General features: G+C 61.2%; 26 protein-coding genes. 22 read left to right on the top strand and 4 right to left on the bottom strand.

Annotation, left to right across the window (positions count from 1 at the left end):
* Positions 1–2: 2 nt before the first annotated feature.
* The 9 genes from DI606_RS03630 (at position 3) to DI606_RS03670 (ending at position 8,717) form a co-directional block, all read left to right on the top strand.
* Positions 3–767 carry a tyrosine-protein phosphatase gene (locus tag DI606_RS03630; RefSeq protein ID WP_293979821.1) on the top strand — a complete coding sequence of 255 codons (765 nt, stop codon included), beginning with the start codon at positions 3–5 and terminating at the stop codon, positions 765–767.
* Positions 768–896: 129 nt separating this feature from the next.
* The gene (locus DI606_RS03635; protein WP_293979823.1) at positions 897–2,066 is read left to right on the top strand and encodes a DUF1214 domain-containing protein; all 1,170 of its coding nucleotides are present in this window, start codon (positions 897–899) and stop codon (positions 2,064–2,066) included.
* 11 nt (positions 2,067–2,077) lie between these two features.
* Positions 2,078–2,533, top strand: a complete 456-nt coding sequence (locus DI606_RS03640) for a nuclear transport factor 2 family protein (RefSeq protein ID WP_293979825.1) — start codon at positions 2,078–2,080, stop codon at positions 2,531–2,533.
* 61 nt (positions 2,534–2,594) lie between these two features.
* The gene (locus tag DI606_RS03645; RefSeq protein ID WP_293979827.1) at positions 2,595–3,677 is read left to right on the top strand and encodes a TIGR03857 family LLM class F420-dependent oxidoreductase; all 1,083 of its coding nucleotides are present in this window, start codon (positions 2,595–2,597) and stop codon (positions 3,675–3,677) included.
* 2 nt (positions 3,678–3,679) lie between these two features.
* Positions 3,680–4,810, top strand: coding sequence for a phosphotransferase family protein (locus DI606_RS03650; protein WP_293979828.1), 1,131 nt, complete (start codon positions 3,680–3,682; stop codon positions 4,808–4,810).
* A 123-nt stretch (positions 4,811–4,933) separates the two neighbouring features.
* Entirely contained in the window at positions 4,934–6,121 is a 1,188-nt protein-coding gene (locus DI606_RS03655; protein ID WP_293979829.1) for a sulfotransferase, read from the top strand.
* A gap of 24 nt (positions 6,122–6,145) precedes the next feature.
* A complete protein-coding gene (locus DI606_RS03660; RefSeq protein ID WP_293979830.1) occupies positions 6,146–6,922 on the top strand; it encodes an SDR family NAD(P)-dependent oxidoreductase in 777 nt (258 codons plus the stop codon).
* Positions 6,919–8,187, top strand: a complete 1,269-nt coding sequence (locus tag DI606_RS03665; protein ID WP_293979832.1) for a hypothetical protein — start codon at positions 6,919–6,921, stop codon at positions 8,185–8,187. The genes DI606_RS03660 and DI606_RS03665 overlap by 4 nt, the downstream gene beginning before the upstream one ends.
* Entirely contained in the window at positions 8,187–8,717 is a 531-nt protein-coding gene (locus DI606_RS03670) for a VOC family protein (protein WP_293979834.1), read from the top strand. The genes DI606_RS03665 and DI606_RS03670 overlap by 1 nt, the downstream gene beginning before the upstream one ends.
* Before the next feature lie 3 nt (positions 8,718–8,720).
* On the opposite strand, the gene DI606_RS03675 is transcribed toward DI606_RS03670, so the two are convergent.
* A complete protein-coding gene (locus DI606_RS03675) occupies positions 8,721–9,242 on the bottom strand; it encodes a TetR/AcrR family transcriptional regulator (protein WP_293979836.1) in 522 nt (173 codons plus the stop codon).
* A gap of 177 nt (positions 9,243–9,419) precedes the next feature.
* On the bottom strand, positions 9,420–9,692 hold the full coding sequence (locus tag DI606_RS03680) for a PRC-barrel domain-containing protein (protein WP_293979837.1): 273 nt from the start codon (positions 9,690–9,692) through the stop codon (positions 9,420–9,422).
* Positions 9,693–9,836: 144 nt separating this feature from the next.
* Here DI606_RS03680 and DI606_RS03685 point away from each other — a divergent pair, with 144 nt between their 5' ends.
* The 3 genes from DI606_RS03685 (at position 9,837) to DI606_RS03695 (ending at position 12,530) form a co-directional block, all read left to right on the top strand.
* Positions 9,837–11,165, top strand: coding sequence for an MFS transporter (locus DI606_RS03685; protein WP_293979839.1), 1,329 nt, complete (start codon positions 9,837–9,839; stop codon positions 11,163–11,165).
* Between the two features lie 127 nt (positions 11,166–11,292).
* The gene (locus tag DI606_RS03690; protein WP_293979840.1) at positions 11,293–12,141 is read left to right on the top strand and encodes an NAD(P)-dependent oxidoreductase; all 849 of its coding nucleotides are present in this window, start codon (positions 11,293–11,295) and stop codon (positions 12,139–12,141) included.
* Positions 12,138–12,530 carry a hypothetical protein gene (locus tag DI606_RS03695; protein ID WP_293979842.1) on the top strand — a complete coding sequence of 131 codons (393 nt, stop codon included), beginning with the start codon at positions 12,138–12,140 and terminating at the stop codon, positions 12,528–12,530. Before DI606_RS03690 ends, DI606_RS03695 begins: the two co-directional genes overlap by 4 nt.
* A 54-nt stretch (positions 12,531–12,584) precedes the next feature.
* Here the strand turns inward: DI606_RS03695 and DI606_RS03700 are convergent, their stop codons facing one another.
* Positions 12,585–13,865 carry an MFS transporter gene (locus tag DI606_RS03700; protein ID WP_293979844.1) on the bottom strand — a complete coding sequence of 427 codons (1,281 nt, stop codon included), beginning with the start codon at positions 13,863–13,865 and terminating at the stop codon, positions 12,585–12,587.
* A 240-nt stretch (positions 13,866–14,105) separates the two neighbouring features.
* On the opposite strand from DI606_RS03700, the gene DI606_RS03705 reads away from it, so the two are divergent.
* The 3 genes from DI606_RS03705 (at position 14,106) to DI606_RS03715 (ending at position 18,403) form a co-directional block, all read left to right on the top strand.
* Positions 14,106–14,984: a helix-turn-helix domain-containing protein gene (locus DI606_RS03705; RefSeq protein ID WP_293979846.1), complete on the top strand. Its 879-nt coding sequence runs from the start codon at positions 14,106–14,108 to the stop codon at positions 14,982–14,984.
* 146 nt (positions 14,985–15,130) lie between these two features.
* Complete coding sequence (locus DI606_RS03710) at positions 15,131–17,527, top strand: TonB-dependent receptor (protein ID WP_293979848.1); 2,397 nt, start codon at positions 15,131–15,133, stop codon at positions 17,525–17,527.
* A 72-nt stretch (positions 17,528–17,599) separates the two neighbouring features.
* Positions 17,600–18,403, top strand: a complete 804-nt coding sequence (locus DI606_RS03715; RefSeq protein ID WP_293979850.1) for an SDR family NAD(P)-dependent oxidoreductase — start codon at positions 17,600–17,602, stop codon at positions 18,401–18,403.
* Between the two features lie 36 nt (positions 18,404–18,439).
* Here the strand turns inward: DI606_RS03715 and DI606_RS03720 are convergent, their stop codons facing one another.
* Positions 18,440–18,805 (bottom strand): hypothetical protein, encoded by a 366-nt coding sequence (locus DI606_RS03720; protein ID WP_293979852.1) that lies wholly within the window; start codon positions 18,803–18,805, stop codon positions 18,440–18,442.
* Between the two features lie 119 nt (positions 18,806–18,924).
* On the opposite strand from DI606_RS03720, the gene DI606_RS03725 reads away from it, so the two are divergent.
* The 7 genes from DI606_RS03725 to bktB all read left to right on the top strand — a co-directional run bounded on the left by DI606_RS03725 (position 18,925) and on the right by bktB (position 26,647).
* Entirely contained in the window at positions 18,925–20,145 is a 1,221-nt protein-coding gene (locus DI606_RS03725; protein ID WP_293979854.1) for a cytochrome P450, read from the top strand.
* Positions 20,146–20,336: 191 nt separating this feature from the next.
* Positions 20,337–21,179: an NAD(P)-binding domain-containing protein gene (locus DI606_RS03730; RefSeq protein WP_293979855.1), complete on the top strand. Its 843-nt coding sequence runs from the start codon at positions 20,337–20,339 to the stop codon at positions 21,177–21,179.
* A 249-nt stretch (positions 21,180–21,428) separates the two neighbouring features.
* Complete coding sequence (maiA, locus tag DI606_RS03735) at positions 21,429–22,079, top strand: maleylacetoacetate isomerase (RefSeq protein ID WP_293979856.1); 651 nt, start codon at positions 21,429–21,431, stop codon at positions 22,077–22,079.
* A 221-nt stretch (positions 22,080–22,300) separates the two neighbouring features.
* Entirely contained in the window at positions 22,301–23,446 is a 1,146-nt protein-coding gene (locus DI606_RS03740; protein WP_293979857.1) for an acyl-CoA dehydrogenase family protein, read from the top strand.
* Positions 23,443–24,507 carry an enoyl-CoA hydratase/isomerase family protein gene (locus tag DI606_RS03745; RefSeq protein ID WP_293979858.1) on the top strand — a complete coding sequence of 355 codons (1,065 nt, stop codon included), beginning with the start codon at positions 23,443–23,445 and terminating at the stop codon, positions 24,505–24,507. The genes DI606_RS03740 and DI606_RS03745 overlap by 4 nt, the downstream gene beginning before the upstream one ends.
* A gap of 25 nt (positions 24,508–24,532) precedes the next feature.
* Entirely contained in the window at positions 24,533–25,411 is an 879-nt protein-coding gene (gene mmsB, locus DI606_RS03750; protein WP_293979860.1) for a 3-hydroxyisobutyrate dehydrogenase, read from the top strand.
* Between the two features lie 60 nt (positions 25,412–25,471).
* Entirely contained in the window at positions 25,472–26,647 is a 1,176-nt protein-coding gene (bktB, locus tag DI606_RS03755) for a beta-ketothiolase BktB (RefSeq protein WP_293979861.1), read from the top strand.
* The last annotated feature ends 1 nt before the right edge of the window (position 26,648 follow it).

Raw genomic sequence — 26,648 nt, forward strand, 5'->3', positions numbered from 1 at the left:
GCATGACCATCGCTTTATCCCGCCTCAATTTCCGCGACATCGGCGGATTGCCGACCGCGGACGGAGGCCAAGTCCGATCCGGCATCCTGTACCGCTCGGAAGGCCCGGCCAGCTTTTTCGACGATCATCATACGGAATTGTCGGACCTGGGGTTCCGCTCGGTGGCGGACCTTCGATCCACGGTCGAAAGGGACGCGGCGCCGCATCGCTGGTGCGGGCCGGACTGCCTGATGCTCGACCTCGACATGAATACCGATCTGCGCGCGCAGGGGGAGGACATGTGGCTGTCGCTGGGACGGGAGCCGACCGCCGCGCGGGCTGTCGAGGTAATGTCGCATAATTATGGCCTGATGCCGCAGGCCTTCCTGCCGCATTTGTCGCGGATGGTCGATGCGCTGCTGGCGCAGGACACGCCGATGCTGGTTCACTGCACCGCGGGCAAGGATCGTACAGGGGTCGTCGTCGCCCTGTTCCTCGACCTGCTTTCCGTGCCCCGCCCCGCAATCATGGAGGACTACCGCAAATCGGATGTGTTCGGCCAGAATCTGCGCATGTCGGGCCATCTCTCGCGCGATCTGCAAAAGACCTTCGGCTTCGTGCCCCCGGACGACATGGTCGCGATACTGATCGGCGTGCAGGACGATTTCCTGCTGAGCGCACTCGATGCGATCGCGGCGCGCTGGGGCGGGATCGAAGGCTATTTCGAAGCGGCGGGCATCGATGCCGATCGGCGCGCGGCGCTCAGGTCGCTGCTTGTCACCGACTAGGCGGGAAATATGCGCAGGCGGTCCTGCCGCGGTGGCCGGGTTTCTGCTGTCGGGCGGGCAGGCCATTGCTGGAGTCGTCAACGGAGAAAACATCGTGGAGAATGAGATGAGCGACAAGGGCATTTTCGAGTGGGAAGATTGCTCGACCAGCTTAGGCCGCTGGGCCAGTTGATGCGCGATCGCATTCCCGAAAGGCTGCGCAGCGACCCGCACGTCATGCAGGAATCGATGCGGCTGCTGCTGTCGGGCGTGTTGCGGACCACTAACGACGCGATCATGCATGACCGCAGCCATCCTATCTTCGTGCCCGAACTCAACATCTGCCAGAATATCTTTCAGCCCAATGCGGACACCATTTACAAGGCGGCGCTGATCGAAAAGGGCGGAACCTATCGCATCCGCGGCGACCGTGGCACGACGCGGATGATGATCCTGGCGCAACTCGGCCCGGACACGTTGCGGACCGGCCAGCATCATCCCGCACAGGACGCCAATGATTTCGACGATCTGCATATCGGCGCCGACGGGACGTTCGACGTCATCCTTTCGCCGACCCGGCCCGCCGGCCATGAAGGCGACTGGTGGGAACTGAAGCCCGCCACCGAAAAGCTGATGGTTCGGATCGTCGCCTGCGACTGGGGCGTGGAGCGCGAGCCGCGCTTCGGCATCGTGCGCCTAGACGCCGATCATGCGGCCAAGGGGCGCCCCACGCTGGAGCAACTGGCGCACCGTTTTGCCGAAATTCCCGCCACTGCGGCGGTTTGCGCGCTGGCCTTTCCCGACAAGGTGCAAAAGCTGCGCGACGAAGGTCTGATCAATACGCTCAAAGTTGTCGATTTCTCGCAGATGACCGGTCTCGCCCGGCAATCCTATTATGAAGGCGCCTATGAACTGGCCGATGACGAAGCGTTGATCACCGAAGTCCAGATACCCAAGGAGGTCGGCTACTGGTCGCTGATCCTGACCAACGAACTGTATGAAACGACCGACTGGTATCATAACCAGTCCAGCCTCAATGCATCGCAGGCCGTGCTCGATGGCGACGGCTATTTCCGCGCGGTCATTTCGGCCCGCGATCCGGGTGTGCACAACTGGCTTGACACATCGGGCTATGCCAGCGGCGCGGTGCAGGGACGCTGGTTTAACACCGACGAGCGGCCGACGCCGACGATGAAGAAGGTCAAGCTGGCCGACGTGCGCAACCATCTGCCCGCCGACACCGTGCTGGTGACGCCCGACGCGCGCGCGCAGGCGATCCGCGAACGCACGCTGCGGGCGCATACGCGGATTATCTGGTGATGGAGGTGGCAATGAGCGACGAACTGACCAAGCTGATCAACTATGAGGCGATCCGCAATGTGAAGGCGCGCTATTGCCGCTTTCTCGATACCAAGGATTGGGACGGTTTTATGGCGCTGTTCACGCCCGATGCGGTGATGGATGTCGAGGAGGATACCGGCAACCCCCCGATAAGCGGGCACGCCGCCATATTGGAGCAGGTGCGCTCCGCCGTGATCGACGCACGGACGGCGCATCAGATCCACTCGACGGAAATCGATCTGCGCGGCGATGAAGCGGACATGATCACGGCGATGCAGGACCGGGTGGTCTGGTCGCCGGGCAAATGCCCGATCCCCGGCGGCGAGTCGATCACCGGTTTTGGCCATTATACCGAACATTATGTGCGCCAAGGTGGCGAGTGGAAAATCTCTGCGCTTAAGCTCACGCGTCTCTATGTCGAGGTGCACCCCAACCCTGTCCTTTGACAGGTTGCCAACGATCATCCCACCGGCAATGCAGCCGCAGATATTTTGAGAGGACGTGGGAATGACGGAAGCTGTGGAACCCGGCGCACAGGCACTGTTCGATAAATTCGGCACCTATATCCTGCCTGGCCGAGTGAGCGATCCGCGGCGCGGCATCGAAGAGGCGCAGGAGGCGGAACGCATCGGCCTTGGCTGCGTCTGGATTTCCGAGCGCTATGCGCTGAAGGAACCGGCGGTGCTGGCGGGCGCCGTGGCGGAGGCCACATCGAAGATTCGCATCACCGGCACCATGTATGCGACGATGCGCCATCCGCTGGTCACTGCCAGCGTCGCCGACATGATGCAGGCGATGAGCGGGGACCGGTTCCGCCTGATGTTCGCGCGGGCAGTCCCCGCCTATATGAAGATGCTCGGTTCGCCGCCCATCACCATGGAACGGCTGGCCGATCTGATCTCGATCTGTCGGCGTCTCTGGGCGGGCGAAAAGGTCGATTATGAAGGCGTGCTGGGCAAATTCCCCGCCATCAGCCTGACCGACCGCCATGGCGGCACGCCGCCGCCGATCATTTTCACCGCGATTGGCCCCAAGAGCTTGGAATTTGCGGGCGAGCATTGCGACGGCGTGCTGTTGCATCCCTTCGTATCGGCGCAGGGGGTGAAGAACAGCACGAAGATCGTCCGCGATGCCGCCGAAAAGGCAGGCCGCGATCCCATGTCGGTGCGCATCTATCACAATATCATCGTCGCGCCGGACCTGCCCAAGGATGAAGAGGAAGCCGTAGTCGGCGGTCGCGCCATCACCTATTTCGAATTGCCCGGCTTTGGCGACCTGATCGTCGACATCAATGGCTGGGACAAGAAGGTGCTGGAGGAAATCCGCGCCCATCCCAAGATCGCGAGCCTGAACGGCAAGCCGGCGGATCAGGCCTATACCCGGCAGGAACTGGTCGATGTCAGCCGCATCATTCCGCAGCAGTGGCTGGATGAAGGCGCTGCGGTGGGCACCGCGGCCCAATGCGCCGACCAGCTCATGGCCTTTCTGGATGCCGGTGCCGATGAAATTCTGCTCCACGGCTCCTCGCCCAAGGACATGGGGCCGCTCACCACCGAACTGAAGCGCGCATTGGCGGCGAAGGGGCTGTAATCATGGAACTGCTGACCCCTGAACGGATCACCGGCCCGCTGCAGGACTGGCTGGCGGGCGAGAAGCCCGAATGGCGCGACATTAAAGTCCGTCCGCTCGATGTGACGCTGGGCGCGGGATTTTCCGCCGACATTTTTTTCGTCGATGTCGATTATGTCGATCCGGCAGGCCCGCAGAGCCAGACGCTCGTCGTCCGCCGTCAGCCGATGGACCTGGAAGTCGTGTTCGGCAGCAGCCTTGCGCTGCAGGGCAAGATGATGGCAGCGCTCGACGCGCGGGGCGATTTGCCGGTGCCGTCATGGATCGGCATGCATCTCGACCCCGATATTCTCGGCCTGCCGTTCCTGGTGATGGGCAAGGTGGAAGGGGAATGCGCCAAGCAGAAACCCAACTATAATGTCGAAGGCTGGCTGGTCGAGATGACCCCGGCTCAGCGTGGGCAAAGCTTCACCAACGCCATTAACGCCTTTGCCAGCCTCGCGAAGATCGACTGGCGCGACGGCTTTGAATTTCTTGCCCAGCCGGAAAACGGTCAACCGGGCCTCGATCAATATGTTGGCGCGTTAGAAGCATGGCACAAGGCGGCCGGACGGGGCCGGGCCATGCCGATCGTCGACACAGCCATGGCCTATGTGCGCGCCAACATGCCCAGCGATGCGGGCGTGAATGTTCTGTGGGGCGATCCGACCCCGTCGAACGTCATGTTTTCCGCCGATGGGCAAGTGAATGCGCTGATCGACTGGGAACTGGCCGCATTGGGGCCAGCCGAACTCGACCTCGCCTGGTGGCTCTATTTCGACGATCTGTTCGGTCGCCGCTTCGGCGTCACCCGTCTTGAAGGGTTGCCGAGCAAGGAAGAGACGATCGCCATCTGGGAAGCGGCAAGCGGTCGCAAGGCAAAACATCTCGACTATTACGATATCGTCGCCGCGCTTCGGATGGCGCTGGTCGTGGTGGGCGCCTTCGACCGGCAGGTCGGCATCGGCAATATCCCGGCAACCAACAAATCGCTGAACGACAATTTCATGACCCTGTATCTGGCCGAAAAGCTGGGGCTGCCGATTCCTGAGTTCGGACCCGATTTCGTCGCCTTCATGAAAAATCTGACGCCTGTGGAGGATAAGGCCGCCTGAAACTGCTTTTCTGCGGGCAGATGCCAATGTCTGCTTGACCGATGCCTCTCCTCATAAATATACGGTGTGGAATAATATGATGGAGAGGTGAGTCATGCGGCAGCTACCGTTGGAAGCGTGTCTATGAACGGCGCCGTTGCAGAACGTGCGCCGCTTTCCGCAGAGGCGCTGATTGCGGAGGCGCGCGCCGCGACGGGACTGTCGGACTTCGGGCCTGACCGTTCCTTCATGACCGGTTTCCACAGGTTGGTCGGCGCGGTCGAGGCGATGGACCCGCCCAGCCAGTTGCGCGAGACGGCCCATCACAAGATCGTCGGGTTGCTCTCGACGCGGTTGCGCTTCGCCGAGGACGAACGGCGGTATCCGGATATCGTCGCGCAGGATGTGGGTGATCCATTGATCGTCTGCGGCCTGCCACGCACCGGGACGACCATCACCTATGATCTGCTCTGCCTGGATCCTGCGGCCCGGGCGCCGCGCGAATGGGAATGGTATGTTCCCTGGCCGGCGCCGGAACAGGAAAGCTTCGACAGCGATCCGCGTATCGCGCAGGTGCAGGCCATCTATGAGAATTGGCTGAAGCATGCGCCGCAACTGGCCGACATTCAGCGGATGGACTGCACCCAGCCGGGCGAATGCAATCATGGCATGATGCTCCATTTCGCCAGCACCAATTTCCCGGCTGAACTGGGCGTGCCCGCCTTTGCCCAATGGTTGCAGCAGGTGGTGCCGGAAGGACAATATCGCACCCACAAGCGCATGCTCCAGCAATTCCAGTGGAAAGGCCCCAAGGGCCGCTGGACGCTCAAATCGCCGCAGCACCTGATGGATCTTCCGGGATTGGTGGAGGCCTATCCCGGCGCAATGCTGGTGTGGACGCACCGGGACCCTGTGCTGACACTCTCTTCCCTGTCCAGCATGATCGCCGGTTTCCTGGCGGCGGTGGGCGGAGCCGACGACTTAAAGGCCATTGGCCGGTCGGTGGTCGATACCTGGTGCGCGGGGCTGGCGCGGGCGACGCTGGCGCGAGCAAGCAATCCGGCAATCGAGGGCCGCATTATCGACCTTGCTCATCGCAATATTGTCGCAGACCCGATGGCGGCGATCGAGCGTATCTATGACCGCTTCGGCTTGCGCTTCACCGGCCCGCACCGGGACCGCATCGCCGATTTCCTGACGAACAATCCCGCCGCCAGCCGTCTTGGCAAGCACAGGCACAGCCCGGACCAGTTCGGCATCGATCCGGGCGAAGTCCATGAACGGCTTGCTGACTATTATGCGAGCTATGGCCATTTGTTCGATCGCGCCTGACCCTGAACCTACGGAGTATCCCGCATGAGCATACTCGACCGTTTTCGTCTTGACGGACGCACTGCCATCTTGACCGGCGTGGGGCCGGGGGTAGGCGAACATGTCGCCAAGGCCTATGCCGAACTGGGCGCCAATGTCGCCCTCTCCGCACGCTCGCAGGACCGGCTCGACCGGATCGCGGCAGAAATCAACGCTGCCGATGGCGGCCGAGCGATCGCCATCGCCGCCGACGCGGGAGAAAAGGCCGATCTCGAAAAGCTGGTGGCGGGCGCGCGCGCCGCTTTCGGCCCCATCCATATCCTGTTCAACAATGCAGCCGCTGGCGTGGTCTATGCCGCTGACGGCGGGCTATGGGCGAATACGGACGAGGTCTGGAAGACGGCGATGGACGTCAATGTCATGGCGACCTGGCGTCTGACCGAACTGACGGAAGCCGACATGAAGGCGCATGGCAAGGGCAGCATCATTTCGGTCCAGAGCTGCGGCGGCTTCACGCCGATCCCGCCCGCCGTCGCCTATGGCGTGTCGAAGGCGGCGCTGCTGTTCCTGGTGCGCGAACTGGCCAAGACGCAGGCGCCCCACACCCGGGTCAATTGCCTGTGCGTCGGATCGATGAGCCCGGACGGTCAGGAAGCGGCCATCCACAAGGGGCTGGGGCTTGCCGAACGCAACGCGATCAAGCGGTTCGGCGCAGCGGACGAGGCGGTCGGCGCGGCCATATTGCTGGCGGGTGACGGCTCCAGCTACACGACCGGCAGCACCATCTTCACCGAAGGCGGCCGGGTGGGGACGATTTCATGACCGACAACCCGCTTTGGACCGATGACCAGGCGGCAGCGGAAAAGCTGGCGCTTCGCCTCATTGAACGGGCTGACGTCCGCGCTGCGCGCGAAGACGCGCGTCGCATGCTGCTCGCCGACCCGCTCGCCGCCACGCTCGATGGCCGCCTGGGACTTGACCGTGCGCTGGATCAGTGGGTGCTTGGCCTTGCCATGCGCGAAGCCAATGGCGATCCCTCCGATCCCAGGGTCGTATGGAACATCAGCAATGCGCCGCGACGCTGGTTCGGTCATGTCTACGCTGGTGCGGCGGTGGCGATCGACAATCCCGACAATTTCAATCGCGAAATTCCGATCGATGGCGATGGCCAATATGCCGTCGATATCCGCTTTGCCGCAGATCCGCCACAATTCAGCATCGTGGCGGAGGTCGAACCGGCGCATCATGCCGGTCTTGGCCGCAATCTGGGTGCGTTGACGCTCCAGCAGCTTGCACCCTTTTGCGATGCCGATGGCCGGGTGACGGTGACCGTCGGCCCGCAGGACGGCGGTGCGACCCATTTGCGGACGGAGCCGGGCGCACGGATACAGGTCTATACTCGCGACAGTCAGCGCGACTGGCGGCAGGTGCCTGCTGAAGTCCGCGTGCGCCGTCTCGATCCGCCCGCCAAGTTGCGCCCGCGCGACGAGGAAGAGGTCGCCCGGACCATGATCGTCGACCTGCCGGCCTGGGTGGCCTTCTGGTCTAGTTTCAAGAATGATTTTCTGGGCCACCCTGAACCCAACCGACTGATCGGACCCAATGGCCGCGAAGGGGGCTGGGGCTATCTGGCGGGCGGGCGGTTCGATCTGGGGGAAGGGCAGGGGCTGCTCGTGACCATCGATCCGGCGGGCAGCTATTATACCGGCATCCAGATTGCCGACCCGTGGACGATCTCGCCCGATCCGATGCTGCGCATGGTCAGCCTCAACAGCGCCCAGGTCGCGCCCTCGCCCAACGGAACGATCAGCTATGTGGTGGCGGGTGTCGATCCGGGTATCGCCAATTGGATCGACACCACGGGTCTGGAGGAAGGCTGGGTGTTGCTGCGCTGGCAGGGCGTGCCTGACGGAGCGGACCCGGCTCGCTTCATTCGCGATGTAAGGCTCGTCGACCTGGCTGCCATCGACCGCGAGGTGGACGCGGGCGTCCCCCGGGTCGGCCTGGCTGCGCGTGGACAGCAATTGCGCGATCGCGCATGCCAGCATGGCCTGCGCACCCACGCCTCCACCTGGGGAGACCGGTAATGCAACCTGAAGGCTCTATCCTCGAACTGTGCCAGGTGGTGCGCGATATGGACCGCGTCCTGGATCACTGGACCCGCGTCATGGGCGCGGGGCCGTTTTTTGTGTTCGACGTGCCCGTGCTGCCCGGTCAGATTTATCGTGGCGAACCGACAGAGGTGGCGATGAAGGTCGCTTTCGGCTTTTCCGGCGGATTGCTGATAGAATTGCTTCAACAGACCAATGACGGGCCTTCGGTCTTCACCGAAATGCTGGATCGGCATGGCGAGGGCTATCATCATGTCATGCTGCGCATACCCTATGACGCTGGTGTAGAGCGGCTGTCGGGCGAAGGCTATGCCATGGCGTTCAGCGGACGGATGCCGTCAGGCGAACGTTTCGCGCTGTTCGACACGCGCGCGGGCAATGGCGGCTATATCGAACTGATGGAGATTTCGTCCGCGATGCAGGCTTCGCTGGACAGGATGCATGCGGCCCATCGCGCCTGGGATGGAATCGAGCGTCCGGTTCGGTCGATCGCCGAACTCCACTGATGGTCATGCCGTGCCAGCGATGGCGCGGATGGCATCCAGCAGCATGTCGGTCGCGCGGATGAAGGCGGTTTCCACGACGCTGCGCTGCATCGCCAGCCGGTCGTCATTGTCGGTCAGGCTTTCCGCCACCACGACATTGCCAAGCACGATCACGGAAAAGATCACCAGCATCTCTTCGCTTTGTCGCGGGGTCAGCCCGGCCTCCTCCAATGCTGCGAAGATAGCGCGTCGAATAGCCAATGCGTTGGGCAGTTCCAGCCGATTGGCGCTGCGCGACAGGATGAAGGTGGCGGAGCCGGGAAAGTCCCTGTAGGCCATATGGACTGCGCGAGCGATGCTCCGCAGACGGCTCTCCCAGTCGGGTGCCGACAGGTCGGGCATCCGGCCGTTCAGGATTTCGTCGGTCAGCAGACCGAGCATTTCCTCCTTGTCACGGACATGGTGATAGAGCAGCCGCGGCGATACGCCGAGCCGCTGCGCAACCGGGCGGATATTCAGCGCCTCGATCCCGCCTGAACGCGCCATATCCAGCAATGTCGCAACCAGCCGCGCACGGTCGAGAGCAGGGCCTTCGGATTGCGGCGGTCGGCCGCGTCGCGATGTGCGCGTAATCGTTTGCTGGTCTGCCCTCATCCGTCCGCTTTAGACGTAGCAACGGCGACGGTCCATGCCCCCGGTCCTTCCGGACCGTGGGGCAAATAATTAGAGCTTTTTCAGCTCGGCATTCGACAGGGTAGTGGTCACGCCCTTTTCTCCAGCGCTCAGCGTGGAAGCGGGGATGGCGATGAACTTGCCCCGGTAGATGATGCGAACGGCGGATACAGCGCCATCGGCGGCGGTTATGACGCGATCGACCTTGCCGATCTTGGTTCCGTCGGCGGAGTAGATCGCATCGTTGCGATCGACCGCGGGAGCCTGGGCAAAGGCAGGCGCAGTCAGCCCGAGAGCGGCGAGCGCGAAGATGATCGTCTTCATATGCTGAGATTCCTTTGTCGAAGTTGGCGATCTGTTGGCGCAGACCCAGGATGGTTTCAAGGGAAAACCGATACACATCGAAAAGAATCTGTTCTATCTGTCCCACATGAATAACGATGCGGCCGGATGGCGGGGGGATGGGCGATGACAGGCAAAAAGGGGTTCCAATCCCACGACAGATGGTTCCTGCTGCTGCTGGGTGCGATCTACATGTTCAATTTCATCGATCGCACGATCATAGCCGTGGTCGGAGAGGCGATTCGCCACGATCTTCGTCTGAGTGACCTTCAGCTTGGCATGCTGGGTGGGCTGGCTTTCTCGATCTTCTACGCCGTGCTGGGCATTCCGCTCGCACGGCTGGCCGAACGTTATAGCCGGGTGCGGATCATCGCTATCGTCACGATGCTTTGGTCTGTGATGACCGCCTTGTCCGGTGCCGCAGGCAGCTATATCCAGCTTTTGCTTTGCCGCATGGGGGTCGGCGTCGGCGAAGCGGGATTCACGCCAGCGCTTGTGTCGATGATTTCCGACCGGTTCGATGCCGGACGCCGAGCTGTCGTATTCTCGCTGATTGCGTTGGGGGTGTCCATAGGCGGCGCGATTGCTGCGGTTGCGGGCGGCGCCGTCGCGCAGGCATTCGGTTGGAGAATGGCGCTGGTGGCGGTTGGCGCGCCCGGCCTGCTGCTAGCATTGCTGCTGCTCGCCACAATTCCCGAACCTGAGCGCAAGGATGCCGGAAAGTCTGCGGATACGCCGCCGTTCGTCATGGTGCTGCGGCGGCTTGCCCGCTCTCCTTCCTTCCTGCACCTGACCTTCGGCAGCGGCTTTGTGGGGCTAGTGGGGTTCGGCACCAACCTTTTCCTGATACCCCTGCTGGTTCGCCGTTTCGGCCTGCCTTTAACGCAGGCAGGGCTGGTGTTTGCGCTGTCGTTCAGTTTCGCGACGATGGTGGGGCAGGTCAGCGGTGGCTATCTGATCGGACGGCTGGTCCGGCGGGACATACGCTGGGGCGGTTGGGCGCCCGCAATCGCGGTAGGGCTTGCTTTGCCATTCTATCTGCTGGCGATCCATCAATCGGACTGGCGGTGGCTGGTCGCCTTCCTTTTCGTCGCAACCAGCCTGCTTTACGCATTCACGCCTGCGATCATGACCATAACCCAGTCACTGGTCGAACCTCGCATGCGTGCATCCGCCGCCGCGCTTCATGCTTTTGGCCAGACCGTTGCGGGATTGGGACTAGGATCGGTCCTGCTGAGCTATCTCAGTGATCGCCTCGCGGGATTCTTGTATAACGGCAATTATGCCGTCGACTGCCTCGTCTCGGATAAAGCTCGGCTCCCTGCCGCTTGTCTTTCGGCAGCGGCGAGCGGCCTGCAGCTCAGTCTGCAAGTGTCGGCATCGGTACTCCTGATTGCGGTGCTGCATTATTGCCTGGCGGCGAAGAATTTGCCGCATGAAGTAAAAACGTCGTGAAAGGCGGTAAATCTGTCGAGGTTCGGCCACGAAGCGCCTGACGGGCTGACGTCGCATCTTCGACTATGCCACCCTTGCAGCATGACTAGACAGGACCGCGAACTAGGCGGCGGAAAGGACGATGAGGATGCAAAGAGCAGGTGTTATCGGCTTGGGGCAAATCGGCGCGGGCGTCGCCATATGTCTTGCGCGGACAAATCAACTGGCCGCAGTGTACGACATTAGGCCCGATGCGGCTGAAACGCTCGACGGCGTGCCGCCGGTGGTCGGCAGCCCGGCTGAACTGGCTGCATTGTCCGATGTCGTCATCATCGCCGTCGTCAACGCAAAACAGACGATCGACGTTTTGTCGGGGCCAGATGGGGTACTGGCGCGCGCGCGGCCTGGCATGGCCGTGGTCCTGGTAGCAACCGTGTCGATCGAGGATTTGGACACCATTCGCTCTCTGACCGATGCGGCGGGCGTAGATCTTGTCGATTGCGGCGTGAGCGGTGGCCCGAAGTCGAGAGAAAACGGGCTCGTCTGTCTCGTTGGCGGCGCGGACGAAACCGTTGCGAAGGTGCGTCCGGTTCTGGACGGTTTTGCAAAGCTGGTCGCGCACATGGGCGGCCCCGGCGCAGGCATGGCCGCAAAGATCGCTCGCAATGTCATCGTATTCGGCTGTCTGCGGGCCGGTTACGAAGCATCGATTCTGTGCCGGAACGCCGGAGTGGACATTCGCCAGCTTGCACAGGCCATCGATGCTACCTCGGACAGCGTCGGCGGACCGTTGATGTTGGCGGTACGGGACGACCCTTCGTCCAGCGAGCAGGAAGCGGCGGTGCGCGAATATACGCGCGGGCTTATGATCAAGGATCTGGATGCCGCCATCGATCTGGCGCGCAGTTACGGCATAGCACTGCCGTTGGTCGAATTGACGCGCCAGACCGACAGGTCGGTCGTTGGCCTGGAAAATGCAATGGGAGAAAAAGCATGAGCATCGACGAAGCGCAGTGGCAGAAGGGGCTGGAGGTCTTCGACCAGGTCTATGGGCCGGGATCGTCGGAAATGACGCTCCCATTTCGCGAATCGCCCTTCAACCAGGAAATCGTTGGCAATCAGTTCGCCAACCTATGGGGAAGCGATATACTGTCCATGCGGGAAAAGCGCCTGCTGGTCCTGGGAGCCACCGCCATGCTCGGTCGAGCAGATCTTGTCGAAATCCAGATGAACGGCGCCCTCATCAACGATGAATTCACCGATGAGGAGCTGGATTTCATGCCGTTATTCCTGCTGTTCTATGCCGGCGCCGGCAATACGACCACCGTATTCCGCGGCATCGAAGCGGCCAAGGCGAGGCGTAAGGAACGCAACGCGACCAAATGACGAATCCTCGGTGAACGAGGGGCGGCCTGGTCGCAAGACGAGGCCGCCCTTTTCTTAGGTCTGTAAGCCGTCCTCGGCACGTCGGATGGCGCGCGACGCCAGTAGAAGCAATATGCCCCCTCCGAACGTGAACAGCATGGCAGTGCCGATCCCCCAGGCGACACCGGCCGTGCCTCCGACGAAGTCGCTGACTGCTCCGATCAGATAAGCACCCGCGCCCACGCCTATCAGGTTCGCGCCCAGCTGCACGAGCGATACCGCAAGTCCACGCAGGCGCGGGCCTGCGAGCGTCACGATGACGGCGTAGATCGGACCGTTGTAGGAGGCGCTCAGGAAGCCGCAGGCCATCAGCAGCGCCAGCATCTGATTGACGTCATGAACCAGGACCGTGCCCACGCCTGTCACTGCCGTCACCAAGGGGATCATCGCGCCGAACAGGCAAGTCCGTGCCGGATCGAAGCCTCCTCGCCGCCGGTTGACGATATCGATCACCCATCCTGCGAGAAATCCGCCCACCGAGCCAAGCCCGCCATAGGCGATCGCGATGAGAACGCCTGCCTTGGCGATAGGCATGCCGTGGACCCGGATGAGAAAAGTGGTGAGCCAGGTGCTCATTCCATAGATTCCAGCCGCGATCAAAACGATGGCCAGGATGCAATAGAGCAGCCCTGGCCTCCCCATGAGCAGGCGAATACGCTGCAACAGCTTCAGTGTCTCAGGCTGTTCCGGGGCAGGTCCGTCGTGCGCGCCTCGGACGGGTTCACGCACGGTCAGCAGCAGCAGGGGCGCCAATAACAGTCCCGGGACACCCGCGGCCACGAATGCCCATCGCCATCCCACATTCTGTACGATCACACCGCCCACGATGAACGCGATGGCAAGGCCGATGCCGGAACTCAGATACCAGATGCCGATAGCGGTAGCTCGCCGGTCTTCGCCGAAATAATCGCTAAGCAGGGACATGCCGGTCGGCGATCCACCCGCCTCGGCAGTCCCCACGGCGGCGCGGCCGATCAGCAGGGTCCAAAACCCTGTCGCCAGCCCACATAAGGCGGTCGCGCCGCTCCACAGGGTCAAAGCCGCCGCCATCAAATTACGTCGGTTCAGACTGTCCACGGCTACGCCAAAGGGCAAGGCCGCCAGTGCAAAGAAGATGCCGTACGCAAAGCCGGCCAATATCCCCAATTGCCCGTCTGACAGTGCAAATTCATGCCCGACCGGCGCCAATACCAGCCCGATGATTGCGCGATCGATGCCATGGCACGTTTGCGCGAGCGTCAATATGCCCAGCACATACCAACGATATTGGCTGCCCAAGACGGACTTGTCCGACATCGCCGTCATGATGCGCGTATTGGCAAGAGCGGTGCGATTGACATGTGCGCCTCCTGGTTTCGAATACCGAACCGGGCACATGGCAAAACTTCTCGCCGCGATACCCATGCCACGCTCGATTGGGCATGAAAGCCATTTGCCGTCGCCTCGAGTCTTGACCACCTATCCGAAGATAGAGGCGAAACAGCCCGGGGAGCCTCATTCGAGAGCGATAAAAAATAAGATTTGGCAGAGGTAGCGATGTTTCGTCCGGAAAGTGATTGGACCGGCCAGGTTATGGACGGCGTCCAGAACTTCTACATCGAAGCGATGGCGTCCGTACGCGACGCGCGGGTGGACGTGCGCCATTTCGACTGGGTGCAGCCCAGCAGCGGCGTTTTCAGCCCGGCAAAACATTATCTGGATTACTCACTCGACAGCCAGCCTCGGCGCAGTATCGTCAGCATGGGCCGACCGGATCGGCGCGCTGCGTCGGGAGACATTCTTTACATGCCGCCGCACCGCCAATATTTTGGCGAGCCCGCGCTGCAAGAGCGGCATCTCGTGTGCGTGGCCCTTGGCGACGAATTTCTGGCGGAGTTGTTCGACGGCGAGCGTCCGCTGAACAGGGTCGAGCCTTGCGCCGACATTCAGAATATTTCGATGCGTCGGCTCTTTGCGGGCCTCGCTGCGGAATTGCGTACACCCGGATTTGCCAGCCAGACGCTCATTGAATCCATGCTCATGGCGCTTGCGGTCGAACTGGCCCGGCACATCGTCCCGCGCGATATCGGCGCCTCTTGTTCGCGTAACCCGCGTCAGGTTCAAAACATCATCGACTATGTGATGGACAATCTCTCCGCGCCTCTCGGGGTCGTGGATATCGCGCGCGAATGCAACATGAGTGTACGCCATGTCGCCCGTGTTTTTAAGGAAGGTACCGGCGTTAGCCTGGGTGAATTCGTGACGCGGAGCCGTATCGCCTTGGCCAAGGAACTGCTGCACAGGGACGGTGCCCGCATCAAGGAAATCAGTTGGCGGTGCGGCTTCAGCAGCACGTCGGCCTTTTCTGCGGCTTTTCGATCCGCGACGGGCCAGACGCCCAAGGCGTTTCGTTCGACATCGTCGCAGGTGCATTGACCTGGCGGCAGGAAAATATCGACGAGCGGCCAAATTCTGTCGCTGCGCAGTCAAACAGGAACCGCCCACTGTGGAATGTGGCGGTTCCGCGCTAGGCTTAACGCTATGTGTAAAACACAGCAAAATAATATGATGGGGAGGAAAATATGAGTAGGAAGGCCGTTACCCTCGGTACGATCGGCGCCGGCGCGCTTGTCGCCGCCATGGCGCCGCCCGCCTTTGCGCAGCGAGCCCAGTCGGGTGCAGGCGAAGGTATTCAGGATATCGTCGTGACAGCGCGTCGCACCGAAGAAAGCCTTCAGACGACCCCGATTGCCGTGACGGCGCTGACTCCCGAAGCCTTGGCGACGGCCAAGGTGGAAAATGTCGTCGATCTTCAACGTACCGCACCGGGCCTCGTCATCGGACGCGGTTCCGCAGGGGGTGACGGTATCGTCTTCGTCGCCATTCGCGGACAGGGCAATCTTCAGCCCATTCTTGCCAACGATCCGGCGGTCGCAACCTATATCGACGGAATCTATATTCCACGGCCCTCGACTGGCATGACCGACATTCAGGACGTTCAGCGTCTGGAGGTCTTGCGCGGGCCGCAAGGCACGCTTTTCGGGCGCAACACGACCGGCGGCGCGATCAACATCGTCACCAACGATCCCACCGACCAGCTTAGCGGCACGTTCAAGGCTGAGTTTGGCAACTACAGTACCCTCGGTGCGCAGGCCAATATCAACGTGCCGCTCGCCGAAGGCCTCGCCGTCCGCCTGAGCGGTGCGATCAATGAGCGGGACGGTTACGGCTACAATGTCGATACCAAGCGCGATTTCGCAGACAACAGCAGCAAATTCCTGCGCGGTAAGCTCAAATACGAAGGCAATGGCTGGGATCTGACTGTAGCGGGAGACTGGAACCGCCAGTCCAATCATGGCCAGCAGATCGCGCTCTGGGCCTTCAACCCTGCCGTTGTCCCTTCGGCATTTCAGCCGGGCCTCAGGGCAGGGCTTCTGACAAAGGATAATTGGTGGGGCAATACGGCCACCGGGACATCGATCCCCGCCAATATCGGGACCCTGACTCCGGAAGCGCAGTCTCTTTACGGCGTGAAGCCATTCAATACGCTTGAGGTCTATGGCTTTTCCGGCACTCTCAATATCGAACTGGGTGGCCTGAACTTCAAATCGATCACCGGTTATCGCCACTCGATGAACTATGGCCAGAACGACACGGACGGAACGGTCGTTCCTCTGCTTGCGACCTACGCGGGATCCAGTTCCTACTATGTGTCGCAGGAGTTCCAGCTGTCCGGGAATATCACCGACAGCCTCAGCTTTATTACCGGCGCTTATGCGGGTAAGGAAAGCGGCGATGAATTCAGCCGGTCCCAAATATTCGGCGGCCTCATTCGCGATTCCAATGCCGACGTCACCAACAAGACTTTCGGTTTGTTCGCTCAAGCTTATTATCAGCTGACACCCACACTCCGTGCTGTCGGCGGCTTTCGTTATACCTGGGACACACGGGATAGCGTGTTGCACAATGCGCAGGTCTTCGGCCTGCCGTATAACGTCGCTGTGGCGGGAACCCCGACCGGCATCAACTGCACCGTTACGCCCACCGAGCCTGTCACAGCCACCACATGCAACCAGGCGCAAAATGCCAAGTTCAATTACCCGGCGTGGAATTTGGGCCTGGACTGGCAGGCGACCAAGGATCTTTTCCTGTACGTCGCAACCCGCGGCGCCGCAAAAGCCGGTGGGTGGAACCTGCGTGCAGGCGGCCTTCCCGCCTTCTCTCCGGAAAAGGTGAAGGATGTCGAGGCCGGCTTGAAGGTCGATCTCTTCAACCGTCGCCTGCGCTTCAATTCGGCAGTCTTCCACACATGGAAGGACGACAATCAGGCGATCGTCAACAGCTTCGTGCCCGGCATAGGCGTCACGCAATATATCCAGAACAACGGGAAGGTTCGCATCTGGGGCGTGGAAAACGAAATCACGCTCGTGCCGTGGCAAGGCATGACGCTCAGCGTCAACGGTTCGCTGCAGGATGGCAAATATGTAAAGGGCAGCTTCAGCGAAATCCAGGTAGTCGCCGGTAGCGGCTGCACGAACAGCGCCGGGGTGGCCAACGGCTGCGTCGTCGACCTGAGTGGCCTGCCGTTGCTGCAATTGCCCAAGAAGCAGCTGAATGTCAGCGCTACCCAGAAATTCCCGATCGGAGGCGGCACGCTGGCCGTGACCGGCGCCTACGCCTATGTCGGCGGTCAGCATTTCGATGCCGTCCGGGCGGCGGATCAGTCGTCAGCGGCGACGAAAGCCGCATATGATACGGAGAACCGCCTCGGTTTCGTGCCTGGCTATGGCATTTTCAACGGGCGTATCGCGTTCCAGCTTGAAAACCCCAATCTCGAAGTGGCGATCTATGGTCGCAACATCACGAACAAGAAATATCTGCTGCGCCGCTTCCCCGACCTGTATCGGACGTTGGGCATAGCAGCGGCCTATGTGGGCCAACCTGCGACTTATGGCATTGAAACGACGTTCAAATTCTAATCGACAAGGTGGCCGGCGAAAAAAACGGCAATCAACGCAGCTTTTTCCGCCAGCTATGACGAGGATGTACGCATGATGATGAGGTTGGTAGACAGAGTGGCGATTGTCACAGGCGGCGGCGGCGGCATTGGCGCTGCGGTCGCGCGGCGTCTGGTGGCGGAGGGTGCTCAGGTCGTGATCGCCGATCTGTTCATGGATGCTGCGGTTCGTGCGGCGGAACCACTAGGTGTCAAGGCGCTGCCGGTTCAGTTCGACGCCGCCGATCCGCAATCGGTCAAGGCGATGGTAGATCGCGCGGTCGATCATTTCGGTCGGCTGGATATATTGCACAATAATGCCGCCATGACCGATCCTGTAAAAAGCCCTCAGGATACGACTGCGGTCGATATTCCCATCGGCATCTGGCGTGAGATTATCGACGTCAATCTCACCGGCTATCTGCTGGGGTGTAAATATGCGATCCCGCATATGGTCGCAGGCGGCGGCGGGTCGATCATTAACACGGCCTCCAATTCGGGGAGCGCGGGAGATCTCGCCCGTGTCGCCTACGGCTCGTCCAAAGCGGCCATCATCGGGCTCACCAAATATGTAGCGACCCAGCATGGGCGGCAGAACATCCGCTGCAACAGCGTCGCTCCCGGCGTCGTGCTGACCGAAGCGCTCGAAAAGACAGTGCCGGGGCTGAAGGAGATCATCCAGCGCCACATATTGACGCCGGAGTTCGGCACGCCCGACGATATTGCCGGGCTGGTTGCGTTCCTGGCTTCGGACGAAGCGCGCTATATCACGGGTGAAAATATCTCCATTTCAGGCGGCGGTCTCGTCCATCAACCCCATTATGCAGATTTGCTCGCCTTCATGCAGGCGCCGGATTGAACCGTGTCTAGCGCCTGCACTCGGGGAGATGAGAGGTTAGTGTTCGGTCCGGTGGAAATATCGGATCGTCAGCCGACCGTCGGAAACCTTGTAGGTTTCGAGGCTTGGCAACGTAACGATGCCATCCTTCGTTTGCAGGCGGTTAGCGACATAAGCTGCGCCTTCGCCCCCGTTAACGATCACCTCCAGCGGTTCGGTCGTGCATGTTCCGCCGTATTCAGCCCACATTTTCGCCATTGCAGCTTCGCCGTCGACCGCTGGAGAGCCTACATATTCGATCGTAAACCCTTTTGGTCCCAGCGTCCGGAAAAGCCTGTCGAGTTCCTCACGCTTTCCTTCGTTCCACAGCCGGTAATTATCCCGGATCGCCTGTTCCAGATCCAGCGTTTCTATGTCGCTCATGTGCATCGCCTCCTGTCATCGCGGGTATTCCGCATAGCCGCCAGTCTATGCCTGGCGGCCACGAACGTACCTGTCGTTGGCAAGGGTGAAATTTACCGCTTCTCGTTTCGGAGACAATCATGACCCAAGCCACACAACAGCCTCTGCCGGCTCACGTACCGCCCGAACTGGCTATAGCACTGCCGCTTTTTTCGCGGAAGATCGTTTATGACAATCCGCAGGACGTGATCATCCCCGCGATGCATGCGGACCTGCCGCCCGTCACCTATGTCACCAACATCTTCCCGGGCGATCAGCCAGGCTGGCTCCTCAAAAATGCGGAGGATGTCCAGGCAATGCTGCGGGACGCCGACAACTTCACAAAGAATGGCATGGGCAAGTGGGCCCAGAATATCGGTGAAAACTGGCTGGTCATCCCAACAGAGGCCGATCCGCCGGTGCATACCGGTTATCGGAAGGCGCTGAACAGCCATTTTGCGCCGCAGAAGATGTTCGCGATGAAAGAACAGGTTCGCGAAAGAGCGCGAACCCTGATCGATGGCTTCAAGGATAGCGGGCATTGCGATTTCATCGACCAGTTCTCGGAAAAATTCCCCATATTCATCGTTCTCGATCTGCTGGGACTTCCGCAGGACAGAATGACGCAGTTCCTCAAGTGGGAAAAGGAAATGCTTCATTCGAACGATTGGTCCGTTCGCGGTAACGCTGTCCGCTGCGTAAAAGATTATTTGCTTGAGGAAATCGAAGCACGTCGCCAAAATCCGCGAGACGACTATATCAGCAAGGTTCTGACTTTCGAGGTCGACGGTCGTTTGTGGAATGACGACGAGGTATTCGGCCATTGCTTCAATCTGTATATCGGCGGCCTGGACACGGTCACATCTCTGTTGGGCAACATTTTCAATTATTTGGCGTCGCATCCCGACAAGCAAAATGAACTGCGCGATGATCCGGCGCTGATCGTTCTGGCAGTCGAGGAGTTTCTCCGCGCCTTTGCGCCGGTCACGGCCTTCCGGATTGCCACCAAGGTCATCGAAATCCAAGGTCAGACGATCATGCCCGGGGATTATGTGGCGTTCAGTTCTCCCGTAGTCGGGCGCGATCCTGCGTTCTATGAAGATCCCCAGGCTATCCGGTTCGATCGTAAGGCTCCGCACATGTCGCTGGGCAGCGGCATTCACAAGTGTCTCGGAATGCACCTGGCGCGGCTGGAACTGCAGATCGCGGTAGAGGAGTTCGTCAAGGCGATACCCGAATTCCGGATCAAGGATGGGTTCCGTGTGCCCTATTTCGTCGGCAATATCCTGCATGTGCCCGACCTGCAGCTTCAATGGGGCTGAACGGGGCTCATTGTCCTGACATGAAGGAATATCGAACCTCATCGCCTTAAAATCGGGTTTGGAGCGGATATCCAATTTCACTCGGTATCCGCTCCTGATTTGCCTGCTTTCAGAACATGGGCCGAGTGGAGTTGGGGATTTACGACGGCGCCCGAAGCGACTGGCTCACTAACGAACTTGAAGGACTCTCCATGACAGATGCTATCAGGAAAGTTGGCTTTATCGGCCTTGGAAGTATGGGTGGCGACCAAGCACGGGAACTGGCTAAATTGCCGCTCGACCTTACTGTCTACGATCTGTTTCCCGAAGCATTGTCCAAGTTTGAAGGGCGGGCGACCCTCGCAGCGTCCATGGCGGACGTCGGTGTGGATGCGGATGTCGTGGGCATTTGCGTACGGGACGACACACAGGTATTAGAGTGCGTCGATGCGCTGTTCCCCGTGATGAAGCGGGGCGCGATCCTGCTCATCCACAGTACGATCAAGCCAAAGACCGCAGAGCGTATCGCGGAACGCGCACTTCCGTTGGGGATCGATGTCATAGACGCGCCGGTGACGCGCACCGAAATGACCGATGACGGTCCGTTCGTGTTTTGCATGACCGGGGGCAGTGAAGCGGCTGCCGCGCACGCCCAGATCGTACTCGATGCCTTTTCGACAAACACGATGCATATCGGGCCGCTCGGATCGGCAATGGCGCTCAAGATTTGCAACAATCTTGTGTCCTGGTGCGGTATCATGCTGGGCGTTGAAGTCGCCAATGTGGCGGAGGCGGCCGGCGTTCCGATGGACAAGCTGCTAACCGTGATGAAACGCAACGGAAATCTCACTCCGCCCATGGCGGGTTTCATCGATTTCCGCAACAATCCCGGGGACGCGGCCCGCCGCGCCTTTTTCGCCAGCCAAGCTGGAATCGGCGAAAAGGATCTTGCGCTGGCCGAAGAGCTTGCGGCTGGATCCAATGCCGCTTCGCCGATCACCAGTCACACCAAGACGCTGCTGAAGAAGACACTGCTTTCTATCGTAGAGAGCTAAAAGCGCTCATTCATTGAGAGAAAGCCAAATAGTGAGCGAACCCAGCGGTTTGGTCCCAGCCAGATCGCGGCCGCCCCCGCCCGGCAGGTTGCCCGTGCGGCTCGGTATGCGCAGGAGCGCGGGCGGCCAAGGTTCTGAAGCATCGTGGTTCAATTCGCCCGAGACGCAGACCCCGCCACCGAGCGGGAGAGGCTTGTTCATGGCACAGGAACAGGGAAGAATGCGCCACGAGCATTTTCCGGATCCTTTATGACAGACTTCATCCTGCACGGCTATTTTCGCTCCAGCGCCTCTTACCGCGTACGCATCGCACTCCATTTGAAAGGCATTGCCTATGCCGACGCCTTTCATCACCTGCGCCTGGGGGGACAGCGCGCGCCCGACTATCTGGCTCTCAATCCGCAGGGTTTCGTGCCAGCGCTGGAGGCCGAGAGCGACGTCCTGACGCAGAGCCTTGCGATCTGCGAATATCTCGACGAACGCTTCCCGGATCCGCCGCTTCTCCCCTCGGAGCCGCTGGCCCGCGCCAAGGTGCGTGCGGCAGCGCAGGCGATAGCCTGCGACGTGCACCCTCTTCAGAATCTCAAGGTGCTAGAATATCTGCGCGACGCCGGCCTGTCGCAGGATCAGGTCGCCGCTTGGGCTGCGCGCGTCATCACCGAAGGGCTCGACGCGTTCGAAGCGCTGATCGCCCGCCGCCCCGAAACTCATTCTTCCGGCCCCTATTGCTTCGGCGGCAGTGTCACGCTGGCTGACATCTGCCTCGTCCCTCAGCTTGCCAATGCCCGCCGTTTCGGCGTGGAACCGGCGTGGCCCCACATCCTGGAGGCAGAGCGCGCATGCCTTTGCCTCGACGCCTTTCGCAAGGCAGCGCCCGAAAATCAGCCGGATGCCGAATAGCGGTCAGGCAATATCCCCTCATGCAGATATGCCCGGAACATCCGACCGGACATGGCGCCTCTGCATTTACGCAGATCAACTCTGCCTTAATGTGCGATTGAATGCCTATTCGCAATGGTCCATGGAGACCGGCAGGATAGGCCAACGGAAACGTCCGCGCCGCATGAGGATGTCGCTTGCCGCTTCTCATCGACGTGTTTCCCCGATTGAGACGAAAAACGATGACCAACCAGTTCGACCTCACCGAAGACCAACGCGCGATCCAGGAAATGGCCCAACGCTTCACCGCCGACGCCATCACGCCCTATGCCGCCGAGTGGGACGAAAAGCATATTTTCCCTCGCGACACGATCCGCTCGGCTGCAGAACTGGGTTTTGGCGGCATATATGTGTCGGAGCAATCGGGCGGCATCGGTCTTGGTCGTCTGGAGTCGGCGCTCATCATGGAAGCCATGGCCTATGGCTGCCCTTCGACCAGCGCGTTCATCTCGATCCACAATATGGCCGCATGGATGATCGACCGGTTCGGGGATCAAACGGTCAAAGACAAGTATTTGCCGTCCATGATCCCCATGGAGCGGATCGGCAGCTATTGCCTGACCGAAGCGGGGTCGGGGTCTGACGCGGCCGCGCTCAAGACTCGCGCGGTGCGCGATGGCGATCATTATGTCGTTACCGGGTCGAAGCAGTTCATCTCGGGCGGGGGTGAGAACGAGATCTACGTCGTCATGGTCCGCACCGGTGAGGACGGTCCCAAGGGCATCAGTTGCCTGGTTATCGAAAAGGACATGCCCGGCGTCAGCTTCGGCGCGAACGAACGCAAGCTCGGCTGGCATTCACAACCCACAGCGCAGGTCAATTTCGACGCGGTACGCGTGCCGGTCGAAAATCTCGTCGGTGCCGAAGGGGAGGGGTTCCGCATCGCGATGATGGGTCTGGACGGGGGCCGTCTCAACATCGGCGCCTGTTCGCTTGGCGGCGCCCAGCGCTGCATCGACGAAGCCCTTTCCTATACGAAGGAACGCAAGCAGTTCGGGCAGCCGATCGCTGAATTTCAGAACAGCCAGTTCATGCTGGCCGACATGGAAACGGAACTTCAGGCCGCCCGCACCCTGCTCTACGCCGCTGCCGTCAAGGTGACCGAAAACGCGCCTGACAAGACCCGCTTCGCCGCTATGGCCAAGCGTCTGGCGACCGATACGGGATCGTCGGTGGTCGATCGCGCGCTTCAGCTGCATGGCGGCTATGGCTATCTGATGGACTATCCGATCGAACGTTTCCTGCGAGACCTGCGCGTGCATTCGATCCTCGAAGGCACCAATCAGGTCATGCGAATGATCATCGCAAGGGACATGCTGCGCTCATGACGGATCAGGTTCTTACTTTCATCGAGAGCGGCGTCGGTCGCATCCGTCTCAATCGCCCCAAGGCGATACACGCCCTGACACCGGACATGTGCGAGGCGATCAATGCGGCCCTGCTCGACTGGGCGGAGGACGACCGTGTCGTTGCGGTCATTATCGATCATGCGGAAGGGCGGGGCTTTTGCGCCGGGGGCGACATCGCGCTCATCGCCAACAGTGCGAAAGCGGATTGCGTCGAGGCGGAGCGTTTCTTCCACCTCGAATATCGCATGAACCATCTGCTGTTCATCTACGAAAAGCCGATCGTCGCCTTCATCGATGGCATCGTCATGGGTGGGGGCGTGGGCCTGTCGCTGCCCGCGCGCTTCCGCGTCGCGACGGAGCGGACGACATTCGCTATGCCGGAAACCGGCATCGGCCTTTTCCCCGACGTAGGCGGAGGCTGGTTTCTGCCGCGCTTGCCGGGACGTGTGGGCGCATGGCTTGCCGCCACCGGCGCACGGATCGATGGGGCTGACTGCGCCGGCGTCGGCATCGCGACACATTATATGGCTTCGGACAGGCTGGACGCGGTCAAGGCCCGCATCCTTGTGGACCCAACCGGCCTTGCCGACATTCTGGCCGAAAATAGCGAGACCCCGCCGCCTTCCAAGCTGGACGCGGCGCGGGGCGACATCGACCGTCTTTTCGCATCCGACCGTGCCGAGGATATCGTTGCCGCGCTGGAATCGGATGGCGGCGAATGGGCGCAAAAGCAGCGCGCGACCCTTGCCACCAAATCGCCGCAGACCATCAAGGTCGCGCTGCGCCAGCTGGTCGAGGGCGCGGCTAAGACTGATTTCGCCGACAATATGGCGATGGAATACGGTCTTGCCTGCGCGATCATCCGTCGGCCCGACTTCATCGAGGGCGTGCGCGCCGTGATCTTCGACAAGGATAACGCGCCGCAGTGGAATCCCGCCACGCTCGAAGGAGTGAGCGACGAAACCATCGACGAAATTTTCGCGCCGCTGCCGCCTGAACGGCAATGGACGCCGCTGCCGCGCCTGACCGCGCGGAACTGACAGAATAGACAAGAGGACGCCGGACATGACGCAGACGATCGCTTTCATCGGTTTGGGCAATATGGGCGGCGGGATGGCCGCCAATCTCCTGGCGAAGGGCTATGCGGTGCGCGCCTTCGATCTGTCGGAGGATGCGCTCTCGAAAGCCCAGGGACATGGCGCGGTCCGCGCCGCGAGCGCGGCCGACGCCGTTGCCGGGGCCGACGCTGTGGTGACGATGCTGCCCGCAGGTACGCATGTCGAGGCGGTCTACAAGAATGAGGTGTTCGGCGCGGCGAAGGCGGGGGCGCTGTTCCTCGATTGCTCCACCATCGACGTCGCGACCGCCCGCCGCGTGGCCGAGGCCGCGCAGGCGGCGGGCTTTGCCATGGTCGATGCGCCGGTGTCGGGCGGGATCGCGGCGGCCAACGGGGGCACGCTGACTTTCATGGTCGGCGGCACGGACGCGGCTTTCGCTGCAGCGCATCCCATTCTTTCGGCTATGGGCAAGGCCGTGATCCACGCCGGAGCCGCTGGCAACGGGCAGGCGGCCAAAATCTGCAACAACATGTTGCTGGGCGCCACGATGGTCGCGACCTGCGAAACCTTCGCCATGGCGCAGAAGCTGGGCCTAGACCCGCAGACATTCTATGACATCAGCAGCGTCTCATCGGGCCAGAGCTGGTCGATGACCAGCTACTGTCCGGTTCCCGGCGTCGGGCCGCAAACGCCCGCCGACAATGGCTATCAGGGCGGTTTCGCCACAGGACTGATGCTCAAGGACCTGAAGCTCGCGACGCAGGCCGCCGCCAGCGTCGGCGCGTCCGTGCCGATGGGGAACGCCGCCGAAGCGCTGTATCAGATGCTGGCAAACAAGGGTGAGGGCCAGCGCGACTTTTCGCTGATGATCGAGATGTTGTCCTAATCGGCAATTGCCGTTCCCTCAGTCTGCCTAGCGTCCCGATCCTGCGAGGATTTTTCAAACGTGGATATTTTCCTGGTATCGGCTGCGCGGACCGCAATCGGCAGTTTCGGGGGTTCGCTCAGGGACCAGAAGCCCGGTGAACTTGCCGCCCACGTCGCCAAGGCCGCGATAGCCCGCGCGGGGATCGACGCGGCTCAGGTCGGTAACGTCGCGCTCGGCATGGTGATCCCTTGCGAGCCGCGCGACGCCTACGCCGCACGTATCGCAGCGATCGACGCAGGCATCCCGCAGGAGGTTCCCGCGATGACCGTCAACCGGCTGTGCGGTTCGGGCCTTCAGGCGATCATCAGTGTGGCGCAGTCGATCATGCTGGGCGATTGTGACATAGGGCTGGGCGCGGGCGCCGAGATCATGAGCCGTGCCCCTTATTATCTTCCCGCCGCGCGGTGGGGCCAGAAAATGGGGGACGCGGCGCTTCAGGACGGGCTGACCGGCACGCTCAGCGATCCCTTTCACGCCTATCATATGGGTGTGACGGCGGAGAATATCGCCGCTCGATACGGCATTTCGCGCGAAGACCAGGATGCGCTTGCGCTGGAGAGCCAGACGCGGGCGACCCATGCCATTGCCGAAGGTCGCTTCAAGGAACAGATCGTTCCTGTCGACATCATGGTAAAGCGAAAGCCTGCCACTTTCGACACCGACGAATATGTCCGTGCCGCTGCCGCTGCGGAAGATTTTGCAGCTCTCAAGCCGGTGTTCCGGAAGGATGGAACGGTGACTGCCGGCAATGCGTCTGGCATCAACGATGGCGCGGCGGCCGTCATATTGGCGAGCGATGCGGCGGTGAAGGCGCATCGCCTGACGCCCCTCGCGCGGCTGGTGGCCTACGGCCATGCCGGTGTGGATCCTGCCTATATGGGCATCGGCCCCGTTCCAGCGACGCGCCGTGCGATGGAACGCGCCGGGCTGTCTGTCGCCGATATGGATGTGATCGAATCCAACGAGGCGTTCGCCGCGCAGGCCTGTGCGGTGGCGCGGGAGCTGGCGTTCGATCCCGCAAAGGTCAATCCCAATGGCAGCGGCATCTCGCTCGGCCATCCGGTCGGCGCCACGGGCGCTATCATCACGACCAAACTGGTTCACGAACTGCACCGCACCGGCGGACGCTATGGCCTTACCACCATGTGCATAGGGGGCGGGCAGGGGATCGCCGCAATCTGGGAACGCGCCTGAC

Origin of the sequence: Sphingobium sp. (genome assembly GCF_003248505.1) — a bacterium.
In the GTDB taxonomy this organism is placed as follows: Bacteria; Pseudomonadota; Alphaproteobacteria; order Sphingomonadales; family Sphingomonadaceae; genus Sphingobium.